Here is a 17,614-nt window from a genome sequence, read left to right on the forward strand (position 1 = left end):
GGAAAATTGACCAGACACTAATGATATCATAGATACGGTCTATGATTGAGCGCTACCTGATCCATTATTTCCTCGCGGTAGTGGATCACGGCAACTTCTCCCGCGCAGCCCAGCAATGCGGCGTGTCGCAGCCTACTTTGTCCGTGGGCATCGCCAAGCTGGAAGCGCAGATCGGGCACGTCCTGTTCCATCGCACCAATCGCCGCGTGGAACTGACCCCGGCAGGCAGCCGATTTGCCGCCCATGCCCGCCGCATAGAAGCGGAATTCGCCCGCGCCCAACAGGCTATGGCGGAAAATGACAACAGCAAACTCATCCGCCTCGGCATAATATCGACATTGCCGTCCCATTGGATCGAACAAGCCACTCGGCAAGCCTGTGAGGCGAAAGGCGAAAGGCTGGAAATTGTCGAAGGGCGCATGCGCGAATTGCTGCCCCGCCTTGAACGCGGCCGGATCGACGCCGTCATCGGCGTGCTGGACAATGATGCGCGCGCCCGAGAAACCCTGTTCGAGGAAGGCTATGCGCTCGCCCTGTCGGACAGGCATCCACTAGCCAATCGAGAAAAACTGGACGCAGATGAGGTCGCAGGCATGGACATGATCGTCCGCCGCAATTGCGAAGCGCTTGCCGCAGTCAGCCGCTTCTTCACACAGCGCGGCGTCCGCCCCTTCTTCACCGCCCGCACGGTTAGTGACGACCGCGCGATAGCCTTCCTGCGCGCCGGGCTAGGCATCACCGTCATGCCCCGTTGTTTCCTACAACCCGGCATCGCGATGCCCGCGCTTTCCGGTTTCGATCAACGTCGCAGGATCGGGATACTGATCGACCCGGCCAGCAGCGGACGGGTCGAAGCGAGCGAAACCCTGCGCCGTTTCTCTTCCGAATTGCGACGTCTACACGCCGTCTGATCCGCTATTTCGAAAGCGTGCCGCCAGCACAGCGCGGTCCTTCCAGCCCCGCCGCCCAGGCGATGGCCCCGCCGATCATCTTGCGATGCAGCGGTTCATCATAGGTGGAGGCGGCATGTCCCAGCGCGGAATAAAATGCGCGTCCATCGCCCACGCAATGAGTCCACACCATCGGATGGTCGGCGCCCATGCGGATGTCCTTGGGCTTGGTGAAGGGGAGCAGCTTTTCAAACGGGCTGTAGCTTTCCTCGTCGATGGTAACGAGGATGCGGTAGCCCTTGTCCCGAGGATTTGACGCGAAGGAATACCATTCGTCCGTCCGTCGCCATACCTTGGGCAAATCGCGGGTCGCGGGATGATCGCGATCCTCGACATTCAGGTTCGCCGTCTGGAATTGCGGGTCCATGATATGGCCGATGAACTGCGCACCGATCAGGTCATCGACATACCAGCGCCAGGCATATTGCGGATCGCCACCTGCGCCGTGCAAACCAACGAAGCCGCCGCCCTTTTCCAGCCACGCGCGAAAGGCGCTGCGTTGCTCCGGCGTCAGCACGTCGCCGCTGACGCTGTTCCACACCACCGCCTTGAACCGGGCGAGCTGCGCCGGATTGAATATAGCGGCATTTTCCGTCGTGTAACTGCTCCAGCCGCGCGCCCGGGCAATATCCTCCAACGCGCGATTTGCGGCGACGATCGACTCATCATCGCGAAAGCCATTCGTCTTCGAAAAAATGAGGATGGCATTGCTGGAAAGCGTCGCGGGCAGCCGCAGCGGCGCCTTGTCATAGCCCGCGCCAATGCCGAAGACGAGGCGGCCCGCATTACCCGGCCCCACCGCCATGGTGAACATGACCGCCAACGCGATCACCGCAAGAACGATGAACGCCACCAGCCATTTGAGGACGCGCATCGCCATGCTCTTGCCCCTCGCCATCAACTTCTCTCCCCCCTTTTAAATATTAACGCCGAGCGTCGTGAAATACGCTCTGGCCAATCAGCCGCGCCGCCGCAACATCGGTCAGTCCGATATATATCGGTGCCACCTGCCAGAATTTTTGAGTAAGATGTGTTCGCATCCATTCCTGCAGCACACTTGTTCAGCAGCGAGCAAGGCATATCCGTATATCCCTGACGAAGTAAACATATGCGTTGCATTTTTACAAAGGCGCATTACCCCCAAGTGGCTTACAAACGGAGAGTATGATGAAGAATTGGATGATCGCCGCCGCCTTGATTGCCATGTCGCCTATTCCTGCCTTGGCGCAGACGGCCTATTCCTCCTCTACCACGGAAATCGGCACCTTGCTCGATGATCCCGCAGCCAAGGCAGTGCTGGCAAAGCACATTCCCGAAATGACGACCAGCGATCAGGTCGACATGGCACGCGCGATGACCCTCAAGGATATTCAGCAATATTCGCCTGATGCGATCACGGACAAGGTTCTCGCCGACATTGACGCAGACTTGGCGAAGCTCAGCCCGAAAAAATAAGACGGCAAATGCCTCTGGCCGGGATGATCACCCGGCCAGCTTATGCCCCTAAGGTTTATACGCCCAACGCCGTTTGGGTGAATGATTACCAACTGTCCCGCCCACGTAACAAAACATCGACGGCGTCGTCAGCGAAACTCGCTGCTTCTTCCCGGCTCAAAACCCGTATCGTTTCTTCCGTCCGGCGCCATCCCTGGATCATGCTCAGCAATTGCCGGGCGACGCGCTGTGGATTTGCGGCAGGAACCGGATCATTCTTCGTTCCCTCGGTGATTTCGTCGGTCAGGAACTGAAGTTCGTAACAATATCCGATCTTGTAGAAGGTTTCGGCGATTTCGGGAAACCGCGAAGCTGTTGCCAGGATCAGTCGATCGAACTGCTGAATTTCCGGGTTTCCCAATGAAGCCATCGCAGTCCTGACATGATGTTTCAGGCGTTCGGAAAATTCCTGCGGAAGATTGACATTATTGGCGCTTGCTTCATTCGACCATCTACGCACACGGTCTTCCACAACCGATTTCATGAGCGCTTCCTTGGTCGAATGGCGCGCATACAGGGTCCTTTTGGAAACCCCTGCCCCCTGCGCTACCGCCTCCATGGTCGTCGCCTCATATCCAACCGACAGGAACAGATCCCGCGCCGCGCTCAGGATCGCCTCATCGATTTGGCCCGCCTTTTTATTAGGCGGTCGGCCGGTTCGGCGATTGGGCGTCAGCCTCTCGGCGGCCTTTGCCTCACCGGAATCCGCCTTTTCTGTCGTCTTTCCCGTAAGCGGCATGTCCCACCCAAAGCTTAAACTCTATGCCCCTTATGTCCTTTCGAACCATCATCACAAGTAAACTCTCCACGCTGCACCGGGATCAACGCCCCGGCGCAGTCGGCGCCGACCGCCATGGCTTCTTGTGCCGTCGGTCGACCGGTATCCTCCATGCCCACCCATATACAGCAGCTCAGGCTCGGGCCTATAGACAGATCAAGGTCGATGCCGTCAGCGACCTTGACCGGATAAAGTCTTCGCGGATTGGAGCGGCGCAACGATCTGGCGGCATGCATCTCCAGGAGTGATGTCTTCGCACCATTCGCGGAATATATTGTCGACCCAGATTATCGCGGGCAGCAGTCCACTATCCATCAATGCCTGATCCGAACGGTTCTGCATTGATGACCAGAAATCTGCCGGAACCTGATCAAGGACACCGGCGATTATATCCAGGATCATGCAGATAGCCGTGGAATAGAGCGACGCTTTATATTGCAGGCGTAGCTCGACGGGATCCAACAGGATTCCGGACTTCTCCTCCAATTCAGCCGTGAAGGTCCGGAGGACTAGGTCGACCAATTCCCGGTATCTTTCCGGCTCCGGCATCATCATCATGCCGCTCAACGCCTGCGCGATGCTCATTTGGCCCGCGCCTCCCCAATCGAGCAACCCGACCTTGAGTTCGCCCGATGGTTCGCGCCAATACCAGGCGTTATCCACGTTCAGATTGGGGTGGCAAAGGCCAGTATAGTCGCGGTCCTCGTGCAGGTAGGCGATAACCGCATCCTTATGCTCCAGCCCGAACAGCACATCCTCTCGCCAACGCGCCATGAAGTCTGGATCGGACACCTCATCTATGAATAGATGTGGCGCGGTACGTGTGACGAATTTCTCCAGCGTTGCGATCTTGGCGGTGGCATCGGGTATCGGATCGAAGTCGCGCGCGGCTTCTCCAAAGGGAAATATTCTCTCGATGTCCGTCCCGAGCGCGCCGCGCTTTTGCGCCGCTACCAGATCCGCCAACGATCGTGCCAGCAGCACATAATGATCCTCGACATTGCTGATCTCGTGATCATATCCTTTGCGATGAGCGGGCTCGATCGGCGCCACGCCGAAGGCGATACGCTCCGTAATCAGGATATAATTGGTCGTGCTACCAGAATAGTCACCGAAATAATATTTCGCCGTCATGACCGGAAGATCAACTTCAGGCGCAAGGCGCTGCATATCGATCTCGCCGCTACCAAGGCGGATCAGGCCAAATTTATGATCTGCATTCGCCGGGGGAAACTTGGCGAACAGTTCGGTGTGCAATCCTTCTTCGTCCCGCGCATAGGCTACGGTAAGAAGCGCCCGCTCGGACGCTCCAGGAACACTGATCGGATTCAGCGCGACTATTGCCGTGACTTCATTGTCGGCGGACATGACCCCCGAAGCCCGAAAGGCCTCTGTCAGAAACGCCGCACCGAATTCCGCCAGCATTTCTGGGGAGATGGGGAATGCAAGACCATAATGATCGCCCGGCGCAACCGTCCGGTGCAGTTGGTCGAACAGCTTGCGATCAGGCAGCGATCTACGGTGCATCGGCATATGTCCCTGCATAACCACTCAGCCGTGCCGCTGACTGATCTGAAGGAGGTGCCCTTCAGGATCTTTCACAAAAGCGTGACGCCCCGCGTCGGGAATCGATCGATCTTCCAACACGGTTCCGCCAGCCTTCTTGATGCGCTGCAAGCAAGCGTCGAAATCTCCGCTCGCAAAGCCGATGATCGATTCATTGCGAGCAGGTTGCGTGTCGTCGGGAAAGCTCGCCAGAATGAACAGCGGGCCGCCCTTGTAAGTCGGCTGGTAGACGATCTCCACAACCGCCCGACCAGCGATATTCGCTTCCATGCGGTTCATTTCGACGAGCCCGAACACGGATTTATAGAAGGCGTCAGACTTTTCTATGTCGTGAACGATCAACTTCGTGAACATGAAATCGATATCTTGCTCCGCACCGAAAGGAAGTTCCATTGCATCTCTCCTTATTTGATTGTCCGTCACTGTCCCTGGTCAGATGGTCAGCATGTCCATTTCGCGCGTTGCGGTCTTGGCGGCATCGTCGGCGCGGGTGACGTTGAAGTCTTCTTCGCGGGGCGATCGCAGGACATGCCAGATGCGCGAGTTGTGGCGCGGGATGGCGAGGATGACCTTCTTCTGCCCGTCGGCGCCCTTGTCGCGATAATAGCCATGGGCACTGCCGCACTGGACCCAGGCGGTCTTGGCCAGGTTCGCATCGACATCGTCGATGAACGCCTGCGTTGCCTCTGGCGACACATCGAAGGACGACAGATGATCGTCCACCATCCATTGCAGCAGTTCGACGATATAATGGACCTGCTGCTCGCTCACCACGGCATGGTTGGCGACCAGATAGCTGTAGGGCGCGCCCATGAAGACGAAGTTGGGGAAGCCGGTGATCAGCATGCCTTCATAGGAGAAGGGATGCGGGTCGAACGCGTCCGTCAAAGTTTCGCCGCCGGCGCCGCGAATGTCGAACTGCCGCCCGAAATGCAGATTATAGCCGGTCGACAGCAGCAGCACGTCGCATTCGATCCGCGTGCCATCGGCCAGGATCACCGCGTCCTGCTCGGCCTCGGCCAGTTCGCCGCGCACGATCGACACATTGGGCTTCTTGAGCGTGTCGTAAAAACCGCAATCCAGGATCGGCCGTTTCGCGAACACCGGGAAGTTGGGTGTCAACAACTTCACCATCTCCGGATCGTCCGGGAAATGGCTCTTCAGATAGCCTTCGCACATCATGCGCATGCCGTCGTTGATCGGGCCAAAGCCGCCCGTCTTCGCGGCATAATCCTCATCCTTCATGATCATGCCGTGCATGTCGCGCATCTGGCTGTGCAAGCCCTGCAGACGCTTCCACTGCGCGACGAAGGGCACATATTCCATCGCCCAGCGCTCGATTTCGGCCACCGGCGCATGCGCCTGCGGATTGGGGATGATATGTTCCGGCTGGCGCTGGACGATCACCAGTTCGCCGACCTTGTCGGCAATGGCCGTCGCCACCTGCACGCCTGAACAGCCCGTGCCGACCAGTACGACCTTCTTGCCCGTCAGATCGACCGAATGGTCCCAGGCGGCCGAATGAATGACCGGCCCCTTGAAGCTGTCGAGATTCTTCACCTTGGGATAATTGGGATTGTTGTTGGGTCCCACCGCCATGATGAGGACGTTGCACTCATGGCTTTCCGGCTTGCCGTTCCGGATCGCCTTCACCGTCCAGATCTTGCGCTTCTCGTCCCATTCCGCACCCTCGACCCAGGTGCCGAACCGGATCCGGTCGCGAAGACCATATTTGTCGGTGACGCGATCGAGATAGGACAGAAATTCCGGGCCACGCGGGTAGAATTGCGTCCAGGAAGCATTGGGCTCGAAGGAGAAGGAATAGACGCGGCTCGGCGTATCGACCGCCGCGCCCGGATAGGTGTTGGTCAGCCAGTTACCACCGACCGTGTCCATCGCCTCCAGCACGGTGAAGTCAAAACCGGCCTGCTGCAGCTTGATGGCGGCGTTGATGCCCATCATGCCCGCGCCCACAACCAGAACCTTGAAATCGGCGGGCGGGACATCGGCCGCCTTGCGAATGCGCGTGTCGGTGGTGAACCCGGCATGCTGGAAGGCAACATCCACCGACATTTCGGGAAGGTCCTGACCCAGCAGCAAACGGCTCATCCGCTTGAACATCGGCCGGTCCAGCTGTGGCATGACCGCAGGCTTCCCGGCCTTCACCGCCACGCGCAGGCGATCACGGATCTCGGCGACCACGGCCGGATCGATGGCAGGCCGTTCTTCATGCGCATGGATGTCGACGAACGTCTCGACCAGCTCTTCCTGCCGACCGTCGATCGCATCCCAATAGTGGTTCAGCAGCGTCCGATTGCCGGTCAGCTGGATCAACGCCATCAGCGCCATGGTGGGGTCCAGCGCATCGATCGCGGCATCGACCCTGGCATTCATGTCCAGCACCCGTTCGTGCATCCCGTTTCTCCTCATATGTGCCCGCTTTCGGACTCGATGAGAATGAATTACACATTAGTGTGTAATTGATCAAGCGGCATTCGCCGACGGCGGCCAAATGTGATGCCGCGCCGCCCTACTGGTCTGCTCCGTCATTTCGGCTTCAGTCATTTGGCGATCCGCAGGATCATCCGCCGCTGAAGCTCACCGAAGGCTTCATCTCGCCGTTCATTGGGGACGTTGCGCCAATCCCCATTTTCCGTGTCGGATCAATTGGTGAGCCCATATGGTAACTTCACGTTAGACATGCGGGCGCTCCCCATGAAATGCCAATTCAATCTATGAAAAATTTTCGACATTGGCGATGTTTCCTCGATGGAGCTTGTCGGCAACGTAAGTTGCGAACAACTATCCATCTCTCATATGGACTCACCGGCATATGGAACCATCCGCTGCCGGACGGCCCGCTGCGAATTAGCAACGTCCGTCTCGCCAACATTCCGGACAAACAGAGTTCGTCGCTCGGTTAAAGGAATTCTCTCACATGTCACTCGCTCCCGCCATTGCCTCTCCTTCCTCTCCCGTCATCATCACCGGTGGCGCATCGGGCATAGGTCTTGCGTCCGCTCATGCGCTGGCCGTCATTGGCCGCCCTGTTGCTCTGTGGGACATCGACGGCGACAAGGCATCGGCAGCGGCCCGCGCCATCGTGGCGGAACATGGCACAGCGTCCACGGGCATTGCGATCGATCTGCGTGAACTTGGTGGCATCGAAGCTGCTTTGGCAGTGACGCGGAAAGCGATCGGCAGGCCAGGCGGACTGGTCCATGCTGCTGGCGTTGTTGATACAGCATCGCTGGATGGGCTGACGGCGGAAAGCTGGGACAGCGGGATAGCAATCCATCTCCGCTCCCTCGCGTTCATCGTTCAGGCGCTCCATCAGGATCTGGCGGCGCAGCCGGGGTCCGCAATCGTGGCGATAGCTTCCATCAACGCAACCCTCGGCAATGCCATGAACCCGATCTACAGCGCGGCGAAAGGCGGAATATTGTCGCTCGTCCGATCACTGGCCGATCGACTGGCCCAAGATGGCGTCCGCATCAATTCGGTATCACCGGGGCAGATCATGACGCCCATGATGCGTCCCGCAGTCGAAGCTCTGCCCCATGGGCATTTCGAAAAGCGTATCCTGCTCAATCGCCTTGGCGATCCAGAGGAGGTGGCACGGGTCGTACGCTTCCTTTTGTCCGATGAGGCAAGCTATATCACCGCGTCGGAGATTGTCGTCGATGGCGGCAACATTTCGTCCCAAAGAGGATGAGCATCAGGATCGCGGCTTCCTTCCCGGTCGCGGCGCATTCTTCCCGAATGCCACAGCCCTTACCCACCACCCGTTGCCCAGCCTCGGGAGCCAGAACGAGGACGTTGACCGGCGCTCATAAATGAAACGTAGTTGTTTACATTATCGACCTCGCACACTAAAACCGCCCCTAATGATGTAGCTTACAGGGCTGCTCTAGCCATGCCGACGACCGGAAAAGGCCTGTCACGCCTGGCCCCGTGGTAAGTAGCAAGGCCTGCGAATGGTCTTGCCTGAAACGGGCCTAATGAAAGTCGACTAGGAGATTATGTGCGCCATCCCTTCCGTTATCTGACGCTCATGCTTTGCGGCGTTACGCTCGCTGGACAGGCGACCGCCGGTGAAATGCCGCGCCTTCGCACTGAAAATGGCCGCCATGCGCTGATGGTTGACGGCAAGCCCTATCTGATGCTGGGCGCGCAAGTTCATAATTCCAGCAATTATCCTTCGGTACTGCCCCAGATATGGCCGGTGATGCAGGCTTTGAGCGCCAACACGATCGAGATTCCGGTCGCCTGGGAACAGTTCGAACCCAGCGAAGGCAAGTTCGACTATAGCTGGGTCGATACGCTGCTCACCCAGGCCCGCCAGAATGACATGCGCGTGGTGCTGCTGTGGTTTGGCAGCTGGAAGAATGGAGAATCGACCTACACGCCAGAATGGGTGAAGAACGATACCAAGCGCTTCCCCCGCCTGATGCGCCGCGATGGCCGTCCGACAATGACCTTGTCGCCGCTGGGCGAAGAGACACTCAAGGCGGATCGCAAGGCCTTCACGGCACTGATGCGGCACTTGCGTGAGGCGGACGCCAAGCACACGGTGATCATGGTCCAGGTCGAAAATGAGATCGGCAGCCATGGGGTTGCGCGTGACTATTCGCCCGCAGCAGAGCAGCTGTTCGCGCAGCCTGTGCCCGAAGACGTCCGCATCGCGTCCGGCAAGCCTGCCGGCACTTGGGCGGAAGCCTTCGGCAAGGAGGCGGATCAGGCATTTGCGGCATGGACCTATGCTCGCTTTGTCCAGCAGGTTGCCGTCGCGGGCAAGGCCGAGAAGAACCTTCCCCTCTACACAAACGCAGCAGTGTTCGACGCCACGGGGACGGCCATGGCAGCTCAGGTTGCTAGCGGAGGCCCCAATTGGAATGTGTTGCCCATATGGAAAACCGTTGCGCCCGCGCTCGACCTCATAGGTCCTGATCTCTATCTACCCCTGGAGAAGACTTATCTAGGCCTGCTGGATCGTTATACCCGCCCTGACAACGCACTATTCGTTCCGGAAACGAGCAACGCGGCTTGGGCGGCGCGCTACTTCTGGTCGGCACTAGGTCGTGGAGCCATTGGCTACGCGCCGTTCGGCATGGATGCGACCAGCTATTCAAACTATCCACTGGGTGCACGGAAGCTGGACGCGGCCACGATCGAAGCCTTTGCCGCGCCCTATCGCCTGTTCCGTCCGATCGCGAGCGACTGGGCGGCCATCGCCAGCAAAAATCCCACTTGGGGCACCGCGAAGAATAGCGCGGGCGAAGACTCCACCACTATGGGCAGCTGGAAGATTTCCGTGACCTATGGGCACAACAACTTCGACGTGCCCGCCTGGCCGGGCATGGAACCGCCGCCCTGGGCCAAGGAACCGGTCGGCGGAGGGGTCGTTGCTCAGTTGGCTCCCAACGAATTCCTGGTCGCGGGCCAATATAGCCGGTTCCAGTTCGCACCGACGGATCCCGCTGTCAGCGGCCAGATCCTGAGCGCGGAAGAAGGGACGTTCGTGAACGGCCGGTGGGAAGCGCGGCGCCGCTGGAATGGCGACCAGATTTCCTACGGCTTCAATTTCAACGAAGAGCCCGCGCTCCTTCGCGTAAAATTATCCACCTATTGAGGCTCTAAGTTGGGGGGCGGCACGTCCGCCCCTCACGGCTGCGGCGGGCTACTGTCAGGTGACCTACCGTCGGCTTGGAATCGGCTGGCGTATCGAACGGCGCGTCGAAACGCAGATCAGCGGAAGCATCCTCGAAGTCTTTGACCCGGTGATCACTGGTATCAGCCGCGACGCTTTCAGAAATCTTGAATATGAGCCCTTGCTCCAGAGGGCGGGTCAAACGCCGATGAACGCCATACGACTGTCCTGCGCCCTTGCAGCCTCGCGCTCGCGTGCCTGTTCCAGCGCTTCATGATTGTCACCGATCCAGTCACAAATCTGACTGACCGTTCCCAGGAACCCCCTGCCCAAATCCGTCAGCCGATATTCAACGCTTGGCGGCATGGTCGGCCGAACCGCCCTAGACACCATCCCGAAACGCTCAAGTTCGCGCAGCGTCTGCGTCAGCATTTTGGAGCTGATGGGCGCTGCACTGCGTTTGAGGTCGGAAAAGCGCATCTCGCCATCACCCAGTCTGTAAGTGACGAGCATTGTCCACTTGTTCCCGACGAGTTCGAGAATTTCCAGGGCGGTTTGCGGGTCCACTTTGGTATCCATAAGATACCTAATACCCAATCGGTGCCTTGTTGCAAATCGAAACTGAAATCGGTAGGCCTCTTTCATCAGGAGGCGCAAGGCGCCCGTGGAGAGGAAGCTATCATGAAAATTCTTGTCATCGGCGGCACCGGCATGATCGGCGGCCATGCAGCCCTTCATCTTGCATCGCAGGGGCATGACGTCACCGTCTCAGGCCGCAAGCCCCCGCAACAAAGTACCAAATTGTCGCCCCTGCCCTTTTTGCAGGGCGATTATGTTGAGGGTAGCTTCACGACGCAGGATTTGACCGGCTTTGATGCCATCGTCTTCGCGGCGGGCAACGACATCCGCCATGTTCCGCAAGGGGCCGATTATGACGCGCATGTCCTGCGCGCAAATGCCGAAGCGGTGCCGCAGTTCGCCGCGCTTGCCAAGCAGGCGGGTGTGCGCCACTTCATCCATATCGGCAGCTTCTATCCGCATATTGCCCCGCAACTGCTGGAAACAAATGTCTATATCCGCGCCCGCAAGCTAGCCACCGACGGTATTGCCGCGTTGGCGGACGACAGCTTCCACGTCGTCAGCCTGGACGCGCCGTTCGTTGTCGGCTCCGTCCCGGGCATGAGCTTGCCGATGTTCGAAGCGTATACCCGTTATGCCGAAGGACAACTGGGCATCCCGCCCTTCGGCCCTGCTGGCGGCACCAACTTCATTTCCACCCAATCCTTGTCCGAAGCGATCCAGGCCGCTCTGGAACGGGGCGAAAATGGCAAAGCCTATCTGGTTGGCGACGAAAATCTGAGCTTTGCGGACTATTTCAAGCTGTTCTTCCAGGCCGCCGGGAATGACGTGGATGTGCCTGCGCTAGATCAGGAACACCCCATGTTGCCGGACGCCGCCATCTTCACCGGGCGCGGGAACATGGTGCGGTACGAGCCCGACGCCCAAACGATGTCTGACCTTCGCTACCGCCGCAACGATGTCGCGCGCGCGGTACAGGAAGTCGTCGACCAGTTCCGGTCGGCAAAATGAGTATGGCTCCTCTGGCGGGCCAAACGGCAGTCGTTACAGGAGGCAGCGGCGGTATCGGCACGGCTTGCGCACGGGCGCTGGTCGCCGATGGCGCGCGCGTGCTCATCACAGGGCGCAGATTGGAGGCGCTGAACGCAGCGCGCGCCCGCATAATCGGCGATTTTCCGGAAGCGCAGATCGCGACCTTCGCTGGTGATGCTACATCCGAAAAGGACGTGGGCGACGCGCTTACGCAGGCTTATGCCATGGCAGATCGCCTCGATATTCTGGTGCCTGCGGTCGGAGGCGGCGGCTTCGGTCCCTTCCTATCGACCAGCGTAGAGGCTTTGCGCCGGGATCTTGACCTCAACATCACCAGCGCTTTCATCGCGATGCAGGCCGGGGCCAGGTTAATGCGCGATGGAGGGTCAATCGTGTGCATATCGTCGACGGCCGCGACCCTCCCCTTCCCCGCGCTCGCCACCTATTGCGCCAGCAAGGCCGGACTGGAAGCATTGATCCGGACGGTGGCGGACGAACTGGCCGCGCTCGGCATTCGTGTGAACGCGGTTCGCCCCGGCCTCACCCGCAGCGACGCGACGGCGGACATGTTCGCCAGCCCGGCGGTCATCGATCGCTTTCTGGAGCAAACGCCGCTCAAACGGACGGGAGAGCCGGAAGATATCGCGGCGGCCGTGGCCTATCTCGCCAGCCCCGCTGCGTCCTGGGTCACCGGACAATCCTTTGCGGTCGATGGCGGACAGGAATTGCGGCGCAATCCGGACCTGCTGGGCGGCGCCTGATCAGCAGACATAATAATCGAGGACAGGATGATGCTGGATTTCACGGGCAAGACGGTTTTGGTGACTGGCGGCGGCGCGGGGATCGGACGCGCCTGCGCCGACGCATTTGCACGGCAAGGCGCACAGGTCTTCATTGCAGAGATCGATCCGGCACGCTGCGCCGATTTCACCGTCGGCAAGGCGATCCAATGCGACGTCAATGATCCGCAACAGGTTGATGCGCTGGCCGACCGACTGAAACAGGAAACGGGCGGCAAGCTCGATGTCCTCGTGAACAATGTCGGCCATTTCCTTCATGCCAAAGCATTTTCTGATCTTTCACGTGATGAGATGCAGGAAATTGTCGGCCTCAACCTGATCAGTCTCATGCATGTGACGAACCGTCTTCTCCCGCTCCTGAAGGCATCGGCCCCCGGCAGTTCGATCATCAACATCACCTCCATCGAAGCCTATCGCGGCATTCCCAACTGCTCCGTCTATGCCGCCGCCAAATGGGGGATAACGGGCTTCACCAAGAGCCTCGCGCTCGAACTCGCGCCACTTGGCATCAGGGTGAATGACATCGCGCCGGAAACCACGGATACACCCCAGACCCCGATCAATTATATGGTGCCGCAGGAAAATCGCGAACATGTGCAAAGATGGGTGCCGCTCGGCCGCTTCGGCCATCCGGACGACTGCGCGGGCGCTGCGCTCTACCTTGCCAGCCCACTCGCGTCCTGGGTCACGGGGACGGCCATCAATGTCGATGGCGGTTCGCTGGCGGCGGCGGGATGGATTCGCGATATCAAAGGGACCTGGACCAATATGCCGATCGTGACCGGCAACGGAATGAACCTGTGAGCGGCGCGATGAACAAGCTGATCGACGAAGCGGCACTCCGGCGCTCAGCGGAAATTTACGCTCAGGGTGCGGATCGGAAGGACAAGAAGCTGTGGCGATCCGTGCTCGCAGACGACTGCCGGATCGAAGGACCGGGCTTCGTCACAGAAGGGCTGGAGGCGACATTGATGTCGATCGACGGACTCGCGCAGATGTTCCGCTCGACCTTCCACCGCGTCCATAACCAGACAGTTATGATCGATAGTGACAGAGCCAGCGGGGAGACCTATTGCACCGCCGATCATTTGCTCAACGACGCGGACCAGATTTTGCGCTGGACGATCCGTTATCTCGATGAATGGCGTCGTGATGGCGACGCGTGGCGCTTTACCCGGCGTAAGCTCGAACTGTTGTGGGAGGAACTGGTGCCTGTGACGGTTCGTCACGGCTGACCCAAATCCCAATTCATTAGGAAGCAATCAAAATCGCGCTACACATGTTGGACCCCGTCCAGCCCGGATCATATACCGCATCGTCGGCGTTGTAGATCCGGGCAACAAAGTGGAATGCGATGAACGAAAGACGTGCCTGCATAAACGCGATAGGTTGCGCCGTTCCTGACCAGGATGTGCATTCCCCTTTCATTCGATGGGCCAGCCAGCAATTAGTGGATGAACGGGCGCGCAGTCTGTTCGTCCGCATGGCAGAGCGCAGCGGCATCAATCATCGCTGGTCGGTCCTTCCCCAGATGGACGCGGAAGCCTCACCTGTCGATCCCGGCGGCTTCTATGCGGATGCCATGCCTTCAACATCGCAACGCATGCAACTCTATCATCGCTACGCCCCTGAACTGGCCCTTCGAGCCATCGACGCCTTGCGTGCAAAGATAGTTCTTGATGGCGTCACCCATCTGGTTGTCGCCAGTTGCACCGGCTTCGTCGCTCCCGGCGTCGATCAGATCATCGCCGACGCGCTGGGTCTGGTAGACGTGGAGCGGACACTTGTAGGGTTCATGGGCTGTTACGCAGCGGTCGCGGCGCTTCGGACTGCGCGGCATATCGTGCGGTCAGAGCCCGATGCGCGCGTGTTGGTGGTCACTGTCGAACTGTCCTCGCTTCACCTTCAGCGGGAACAGCAGGTCGAAAGATTGCTGATGATGCTGCAATTCGGCGATGGCGCGGCGGCGGCACTGGTCAGCGCGCAGGATCGCGGCTTCGCGATGGATGCGCCCTTCGCGATAAATCTGGCAGGTTCTGCCGATCTCATCCGGTGGGAGATAGGCGACGCCGGTTTCGTCATGCACCTGTCCGGCGAAGTCCCGAGCCGCATTCAGACTGCTCTGCGAGACAACGGCGTCAGGGACCGGATTTGTGGTTCGACTGATCCCGCATCGGTCGCGAATTGGGCGGTTCATGCGGGGGGCCGGTCCATATTGGACGCGGTCGAAAACGGCATGGACCTGCAACCCGATGCTCTGGCCGTGTCTCGCGGCATCCTCGCGCGCCATGGCAACATGTCGTCCGCAACGCTGATGTTTATCCTCGGCGACCTGCTTGATGAAGGGAGCTCCGGCCCCGGCGTCGCGCTCGCCTTCGGACCGGGCGTCGCTGCGGAAGGATTCCGCTTTTCGCGAGCAGGTTGATGACAGGAGCGGCCAATCTGGAGGCGCTCATCATCGGCGGCGGCCCGGCTGGCTCGGCCACCGCCATCACCCTCGCCCGCGCCGGAATGAGGCCGCATCTGATTGAGCGTCAGACCACTGCCCCCGCTGGTGTGTGCGGCGGCTTTCTTGGCTGGGATGCGATCGCTGGCCTTATGGAATTGGGGGTGGATCCCTGGAAGCTTGGGGCGCGGCCCATAAGCCGCTTCAGGCTGGTCACGGGGACACGCTGCGTCGAAGCAGCCCTGCCCGCCACAGCCGCCGGTATTTCCCGCCACGTCCTGGACAATGCTCTCATCGGGGCAGCGGCCGACGCCGGTGCTATCGTCAGCCGAGGCCGAACAGCCCGCACAGCCGATCCAGATAGCCGCGCCGTGCGTTTCGACAATGGCGAGACGCTTACCGCAGGCGCCCTGTTCATAGGCGTCGGCAAGCATGAGCTGCGCGGCGTCGCCCGGGATTTCTCAAGCTCATCGGTCGGGCTACGCACTTCTCTCCCTGCGTCCTCCGCATTGCTTGATGCGCTGTCGGGCTTCGTTGAACTGCACCTGTTTAATCATGGCTATGCAGGACTGCTTTTGCAGGAGGATGGATCGATCAATCTCTGTCTGTCGGTGAGCAGAGATCGGCTCACCACAACGGGAAGCGTTCCCGCACTGCTAGACGATTTGCAACAGGAGGCCCCACTGCTCCACGAACGGCTTCAGGGCGTCCCCACCCATTTCGATGCTGTCGCGGGCGTTCCCTATGGCTGGCGCGCGCCCCAAAGCCAGAAAGGCGTCTTTCGGATCGGCGACCAAAGCGCCGTCATAGCCTCACTCGCGGGCGACGGTATCGCCATCGCCCTGGCCAGCGGAGCGAGCGCAGCCGGAGCAATGCTGGTCGCAGGACCTGAAGCCTCACCGGCATGGCAGGACAAATGGCGGCGGCAGTGCGCGCGGCCTGTCGGCATTGCCGAAGCCCTGCGCCATGGTGCCGCAGCACCCCTGACCCGCAATATCCTGATGTCGCTGCTACGGTTCGCGCCTGGATTGGGAACCGGCGCCGCATCCCTAACCCGGATCAGGAAAGGGTAAGTGGCGTCTCCCGCACACGCTCCACGCACAGGCGAAAGGCGAAACGGCGCACTATCCGCACCTGATCCTCAGATATGCCCGCCTGCGCCAACAGATCGATCCACTCCCGACGCCGGAACGATCGGGCGATCGATAATTGACCGTCTTCCCGCACGATCCTGTGGACGCGCAGCAGTCGCGCCAAAATGGGGAAGCCCCAATGCGCAAAGCCATGTCGGTGCAGGTCGCAGATCAACCAGCCCATCCTCGCATTCGCTTCCATATGACGCAGGAAAGTCATCAGCTGCGCGTCGGTCATATGATGCGTGACCTGGCTTGAAATGATGAAGTCGAACGGCTCCGGCTGATCGAGATAATCGCCAGCTCGATAATCGATCGACAGGTCGGACGGGGTCGCATGCCGCGCCGCCTGCAAACTCTTTTCATTGAGGTCCACGCCTATCAGTTCGGCATCGATACCCCGGCGCCGCGCCCATCGGGCAATCGCGCGCAGAACGTCGCCGTCGCCAAATCCAACATCGAGCAGGCGGAAATGTCTTGCCTGTCCCACTGCGCGTTGGAGAAAGGCGATGGTCGGCCAGGATGTGAATGTCCATCGGTTGACCCGCGCCAGATCGTGCAGAACGCGCTCATAAACAGCCGGATTGAGATCGGGCGCATCCATCTGCTCTTCCTGACGCGATCTTGTGATGAGCTTGGCCATGTCTCGTCTTCTCCCGCCCTCATTCTACCACATAGAAAGCAGTTGATGCGCTGCAGTTTTTGTCTCACCGTGCAAGGGCGGGGGCGGACAGGAGTATGACAATGCTGGCGGCTTCTCTCCTCTTGCTTGCCTCTTCGGCTGCGGTTCCTGCAACCGACGTAGCCGGTCTATGGGTGACGGACGATGGCAAAGGCCTCGTCAAGATCGAGCCGTGCGGCGCGAAACTGTGCGGCCGGATCGTGCGAGTGCTCGATACGAGTGCTGACGTCCCCAAGACGGACGTCCATAACCCGAACCCTCGCCTCCGCGCGCGGCCTCTGGCGGGCCTTCTCACCCTCTGGGATTTCAGCCGATCCGGCTCCACATGGACAGGCGGGCGGGCCTATGATCCGAAAAGCGGGAAAAGCTATCGTTCCTCACTGGCGCGCAACCCTGACGGATCGCTGAAGCTCACGGGCTGCGTGCTCTTCATCTGTGAATCGCGACGCTGGACCCGAGGCGGCTAAGGGCCGATCGACATTCAGGAGATGGCGTGTCGAAAAT

General features: G+C 59.7%; 18 protein-coding genes. 11 read left to right on the forward strand and 7 right to left on the reverse strand.

The features are described from left to right. Window positions 1–41: 41 nt before the first annotated feature. Window positions 42–911 (forward strand): LysR family transcriptional regulator, encoded by an 870-nt coding sequence (locus tag ACZ5YV_RS14575; RefSeq protein ID WP_464789791.1) that lies wholly within the window; start codon window positions 42–44, stop codon window positions 909–911. Window positions 912–915: 4 nt separating this feature from the next. On the opposite strand, the gene ACZ5YV_RS14580 is transcribed toward ACZ5YV_RS14575, so the two are convergent. Further along, window positions 916–1,848: a ThuA domain-containing protein gene (locus tag ACZ5YV_RS14580; protein ID WP_464789792.1), complete on the reverse strand. Its 933-nt coding sequence runs from the start codon at window positions 1,846–1,848 to the stop codon at window positions 916–918. A 269-nt stretch (window positions 1,849–2,117) separates the two neighbouring features. On the opposite strand from ACZ5YV_RS14580, the gene ACZ5YV_RS14585 reads away from it, so the two are divergent. Next, complete coding sequence (locus tag ACZ5YV_RS14585; protein WP_464789793.1) at window positions 2,118–2,405, forward strand: hypothetical protein; 288 nt, start codon at window positions 2,118–2,120, stop codon at window positions 2,403–2,405. Window positions 2,406–2,490: 85 nt separating this feature from the next. Here the strand turns inward: ACZ5YV_RS14585 and ACZ5YV_RS14590 are convergent, their stop codons facing one another. The 4 genes from ACZ5YV_RS14590 to ACZ5YV_RS14605 form a co-directional block, all read right to left on the reverse strand. After that, the gene (locus ACZ5YV_RS14590) at window positions 2,491–3,183 is read right to left on the reverse strand and encodes a TetR/AcrR family transcriptional regulator (RefSeq protein WP_464789794.1); all 693 of its coding nucleotides are present in this window, start codon (window positions 3,181–3,183) and stop codon (window positions 2,491–2,493) included. A 210-nt stretch (window positions 3,184–3,393) separates the two neighbouring features. Beyond that, the gene (locus ACZ5YV_RS14595) at window positions 3,394–4,749 is read right to left on the reverse strand and encodes a hypothetical protein (protein WP_464789795.1); all 1,356 of its coding nucleotides are present in this window, start codon (window positions 4,747–4,749) and stop codon (window positions 3,394–3,396) included. 24 nt (window positions 4,750–4,773) lie between these two features. Further along, complete coding sequence (locus ACZ5YV_RS14600; protein WP_464789796.1) at window positions 4,774–5,181, reverse strand: VOC family protein; 408 nt, start codon at window positions 5,179–5,181, stop codon at window positions 4,774–4,776. A 39-nt stretch (window positions 5,182–5,220) separates the two neighbouring features. After that, the gene (locus ACZ5YV_RS14605) at window positions 5,221–7,203 is read right to left on the reverse strand and encodes a flavin-containing monooxygenase (RefSeq protein ID WP_464789639.1); all 1,983 of its coding nucleotides are present in this window, start codon (window positions 7,201–7,203) and stop codon (window positions 5,221–5,223) included. Between the two features lie 523 nt (window positions 7,204–7,726). Between ACZ5YV_RS14605 and ACZ5YV_RS14610 the strand changes: the two genes are divergently transcribed. Continuing rightward, window positions 7,727–8,503: an SDR family NAD(P)-dependent oxidoreductase gene (locus ACZ5YV_RS14610; protein WP_464789797.1), complete on the forward strand. Its 777-nt coding sequence runs from the start codon at window positions 7,727–7,729 to the stop codon at window positions 8,501–8,503. Window positions 8,504–8,812: 309 nt separating this feature from the next. After that, complete coding sequence (locus tag ACZ5YV_RS14615; RefSeq protein ID WP_464789798.1) at window positions 8,813–10,420, forward strand: DUF5597 domain-containing protein; 1,608 nt, start codon at window positions 8,813–8,815, stop codon at window positions 10,418–10,420. Window positions 10,421–10,636: 216 nt separating this feature from the next. Here the strand turns inward: ACZ5YV_RS14615 and ACZ5YV_RS14620 are convergent, their stop codons facing one another. Next, a complete protein-coding gene (locus tag ACZ5YV_RS14620; RefSeq protein WP_464789799.1) occupies window positions 10,637–11,164 on the reverse strand; it encodes a winged helix-turn-helix transcriptional regulator in 528 nt (175 codons plus the stop codon). On the opposite strand from ACZ5YV_RS14620, the gene ACZ5YV_RS14625 reads away from it, so the two are divergent. From ACZ5YV_RS14625 to ACZ5YV_RS14650, 6 genes are all read left to right on the forward strand, one after another. Beyond that, window positions 11,120–12,028 (forward strand): NAD-dependent epimerase/dehydratase family protein, encoded by a 909-nt coding sequence (locus ACZ5YV_RS14625; RefSeq protein ID WP_464789800.1) that lies wholly within the window; start codon window positions 11,120–11,122, stop codon window positions 12,026–12,028. The genes ACZ5YV_RS14620 and ACZ5YV_RS14625 overlap by 45 nt on opposite strands. Window positions 12,029–12,030: 2 nt before the next feature. Continuing rightward, complete coding sequence (locus tag ACZ5YV_RS14630) at window positions 12,031–12,810, forward strand: SDR family NAD(P)-dependent oxidoreductase (protein ID WP_464789801.1); 780 nt, start codon at window positions 12,031–12,033, stop codon at window positions 12,808–12,810. Between the two features lie 30 nt (window positions 12,811–12,840). Beyond that, complete coding sequence (locus ACZ5YV_RS14635; protein ID WP_464789802.1) at window positions 12,841–13,653, forward strand: SDR family NAD(P)-dependent oxidoreductase; 813 nt, start codon at window positions 12,841–12,843, stop codon at window positions 13,651–13,653. After that, complete coding sequence (locus ACZ5YV_RS14640; protein ID WP_464789803.1) at window positions 13,650–14,084, forward strand: nuclear transport factor 2 family protein; 435 nt, start codon at window positions 13,650–13,652, stop codon at window positions 14,082–14,084. The genes ACZ5YV_RS14635 and ACZ5YV_RS14640 overlap by 4 nt, the downstream gene beginning before the upstream one ends. Window positions 14,085–14,203: 119 nt before the next feature. Then, window positions 14,204–15,274, forward strand: a complete 1,071-nt coding sequence (locus ACZ5YV_RS14645) for a type III polyketide synthase (protein WP_464789804.1) — start codon at window positions 14,204–14,206, stop codon at window positions 15,272–15,274. Then, the gene (locus ACZ5YV_RS14650) at window positions 15,274–16,368 is read left to right on the forward strand and encodes an NAD(P)/FAD-dependent oxidoreductase (RefSeq protein WP_464789805.1); all 1,095 of its coding nucleotides are present in this window, start codon (window positions 15,274–15,276) and stop codon (window positions 16,366–16,368) included. Before ACZ5YV_RS14645 ends, ACZ5YV_RS14650 begins: the two co-directional genes overlap by 1 nt. Here ACZ5YV_RS14650 and ACZ5YV_RS14655 read toward each other — a convergent pair. After that, complete coding sequence (locus ACZ5YV_RS14655) at window positions 16,355–17,071, reverse strand: methyltransferase domain-containing protein (RefSeq protein ID WP_464789806.1); 717 nt, start codon at window positions 17,069–17,071, stop codon at window positions 16,355–16,357. The two genes, ACZ5YV_RS14650 and ACZ5YV_RS14655, sit on opposite strands and share 14 nt — an antisense overlap. A gap of 101 nt (window positions 17,072–17,172) precedes the next feature. Here ACZ5YV_RS14655 and ACZ5YV_RS14660 point away from each other — a divergent pair, with 101 nt between their 5' ends. Further along, window positions 17,173–17,577, forward strand: a complete 405-nt coding sequence (locus tag ACZ5YV_RS14660) for a DUF2147 domain-containing protein (protein WP_464789807.1) — start codon at window positions 17,173–17,175, stop codon at window positions 17,575–17,577. Window positions 17,578–17,614 lie beyond the last annotated feature (37 nt).

It is taken from the genome of Sphingobium sp. TomTYG46 (assembly GCF_055396345.1).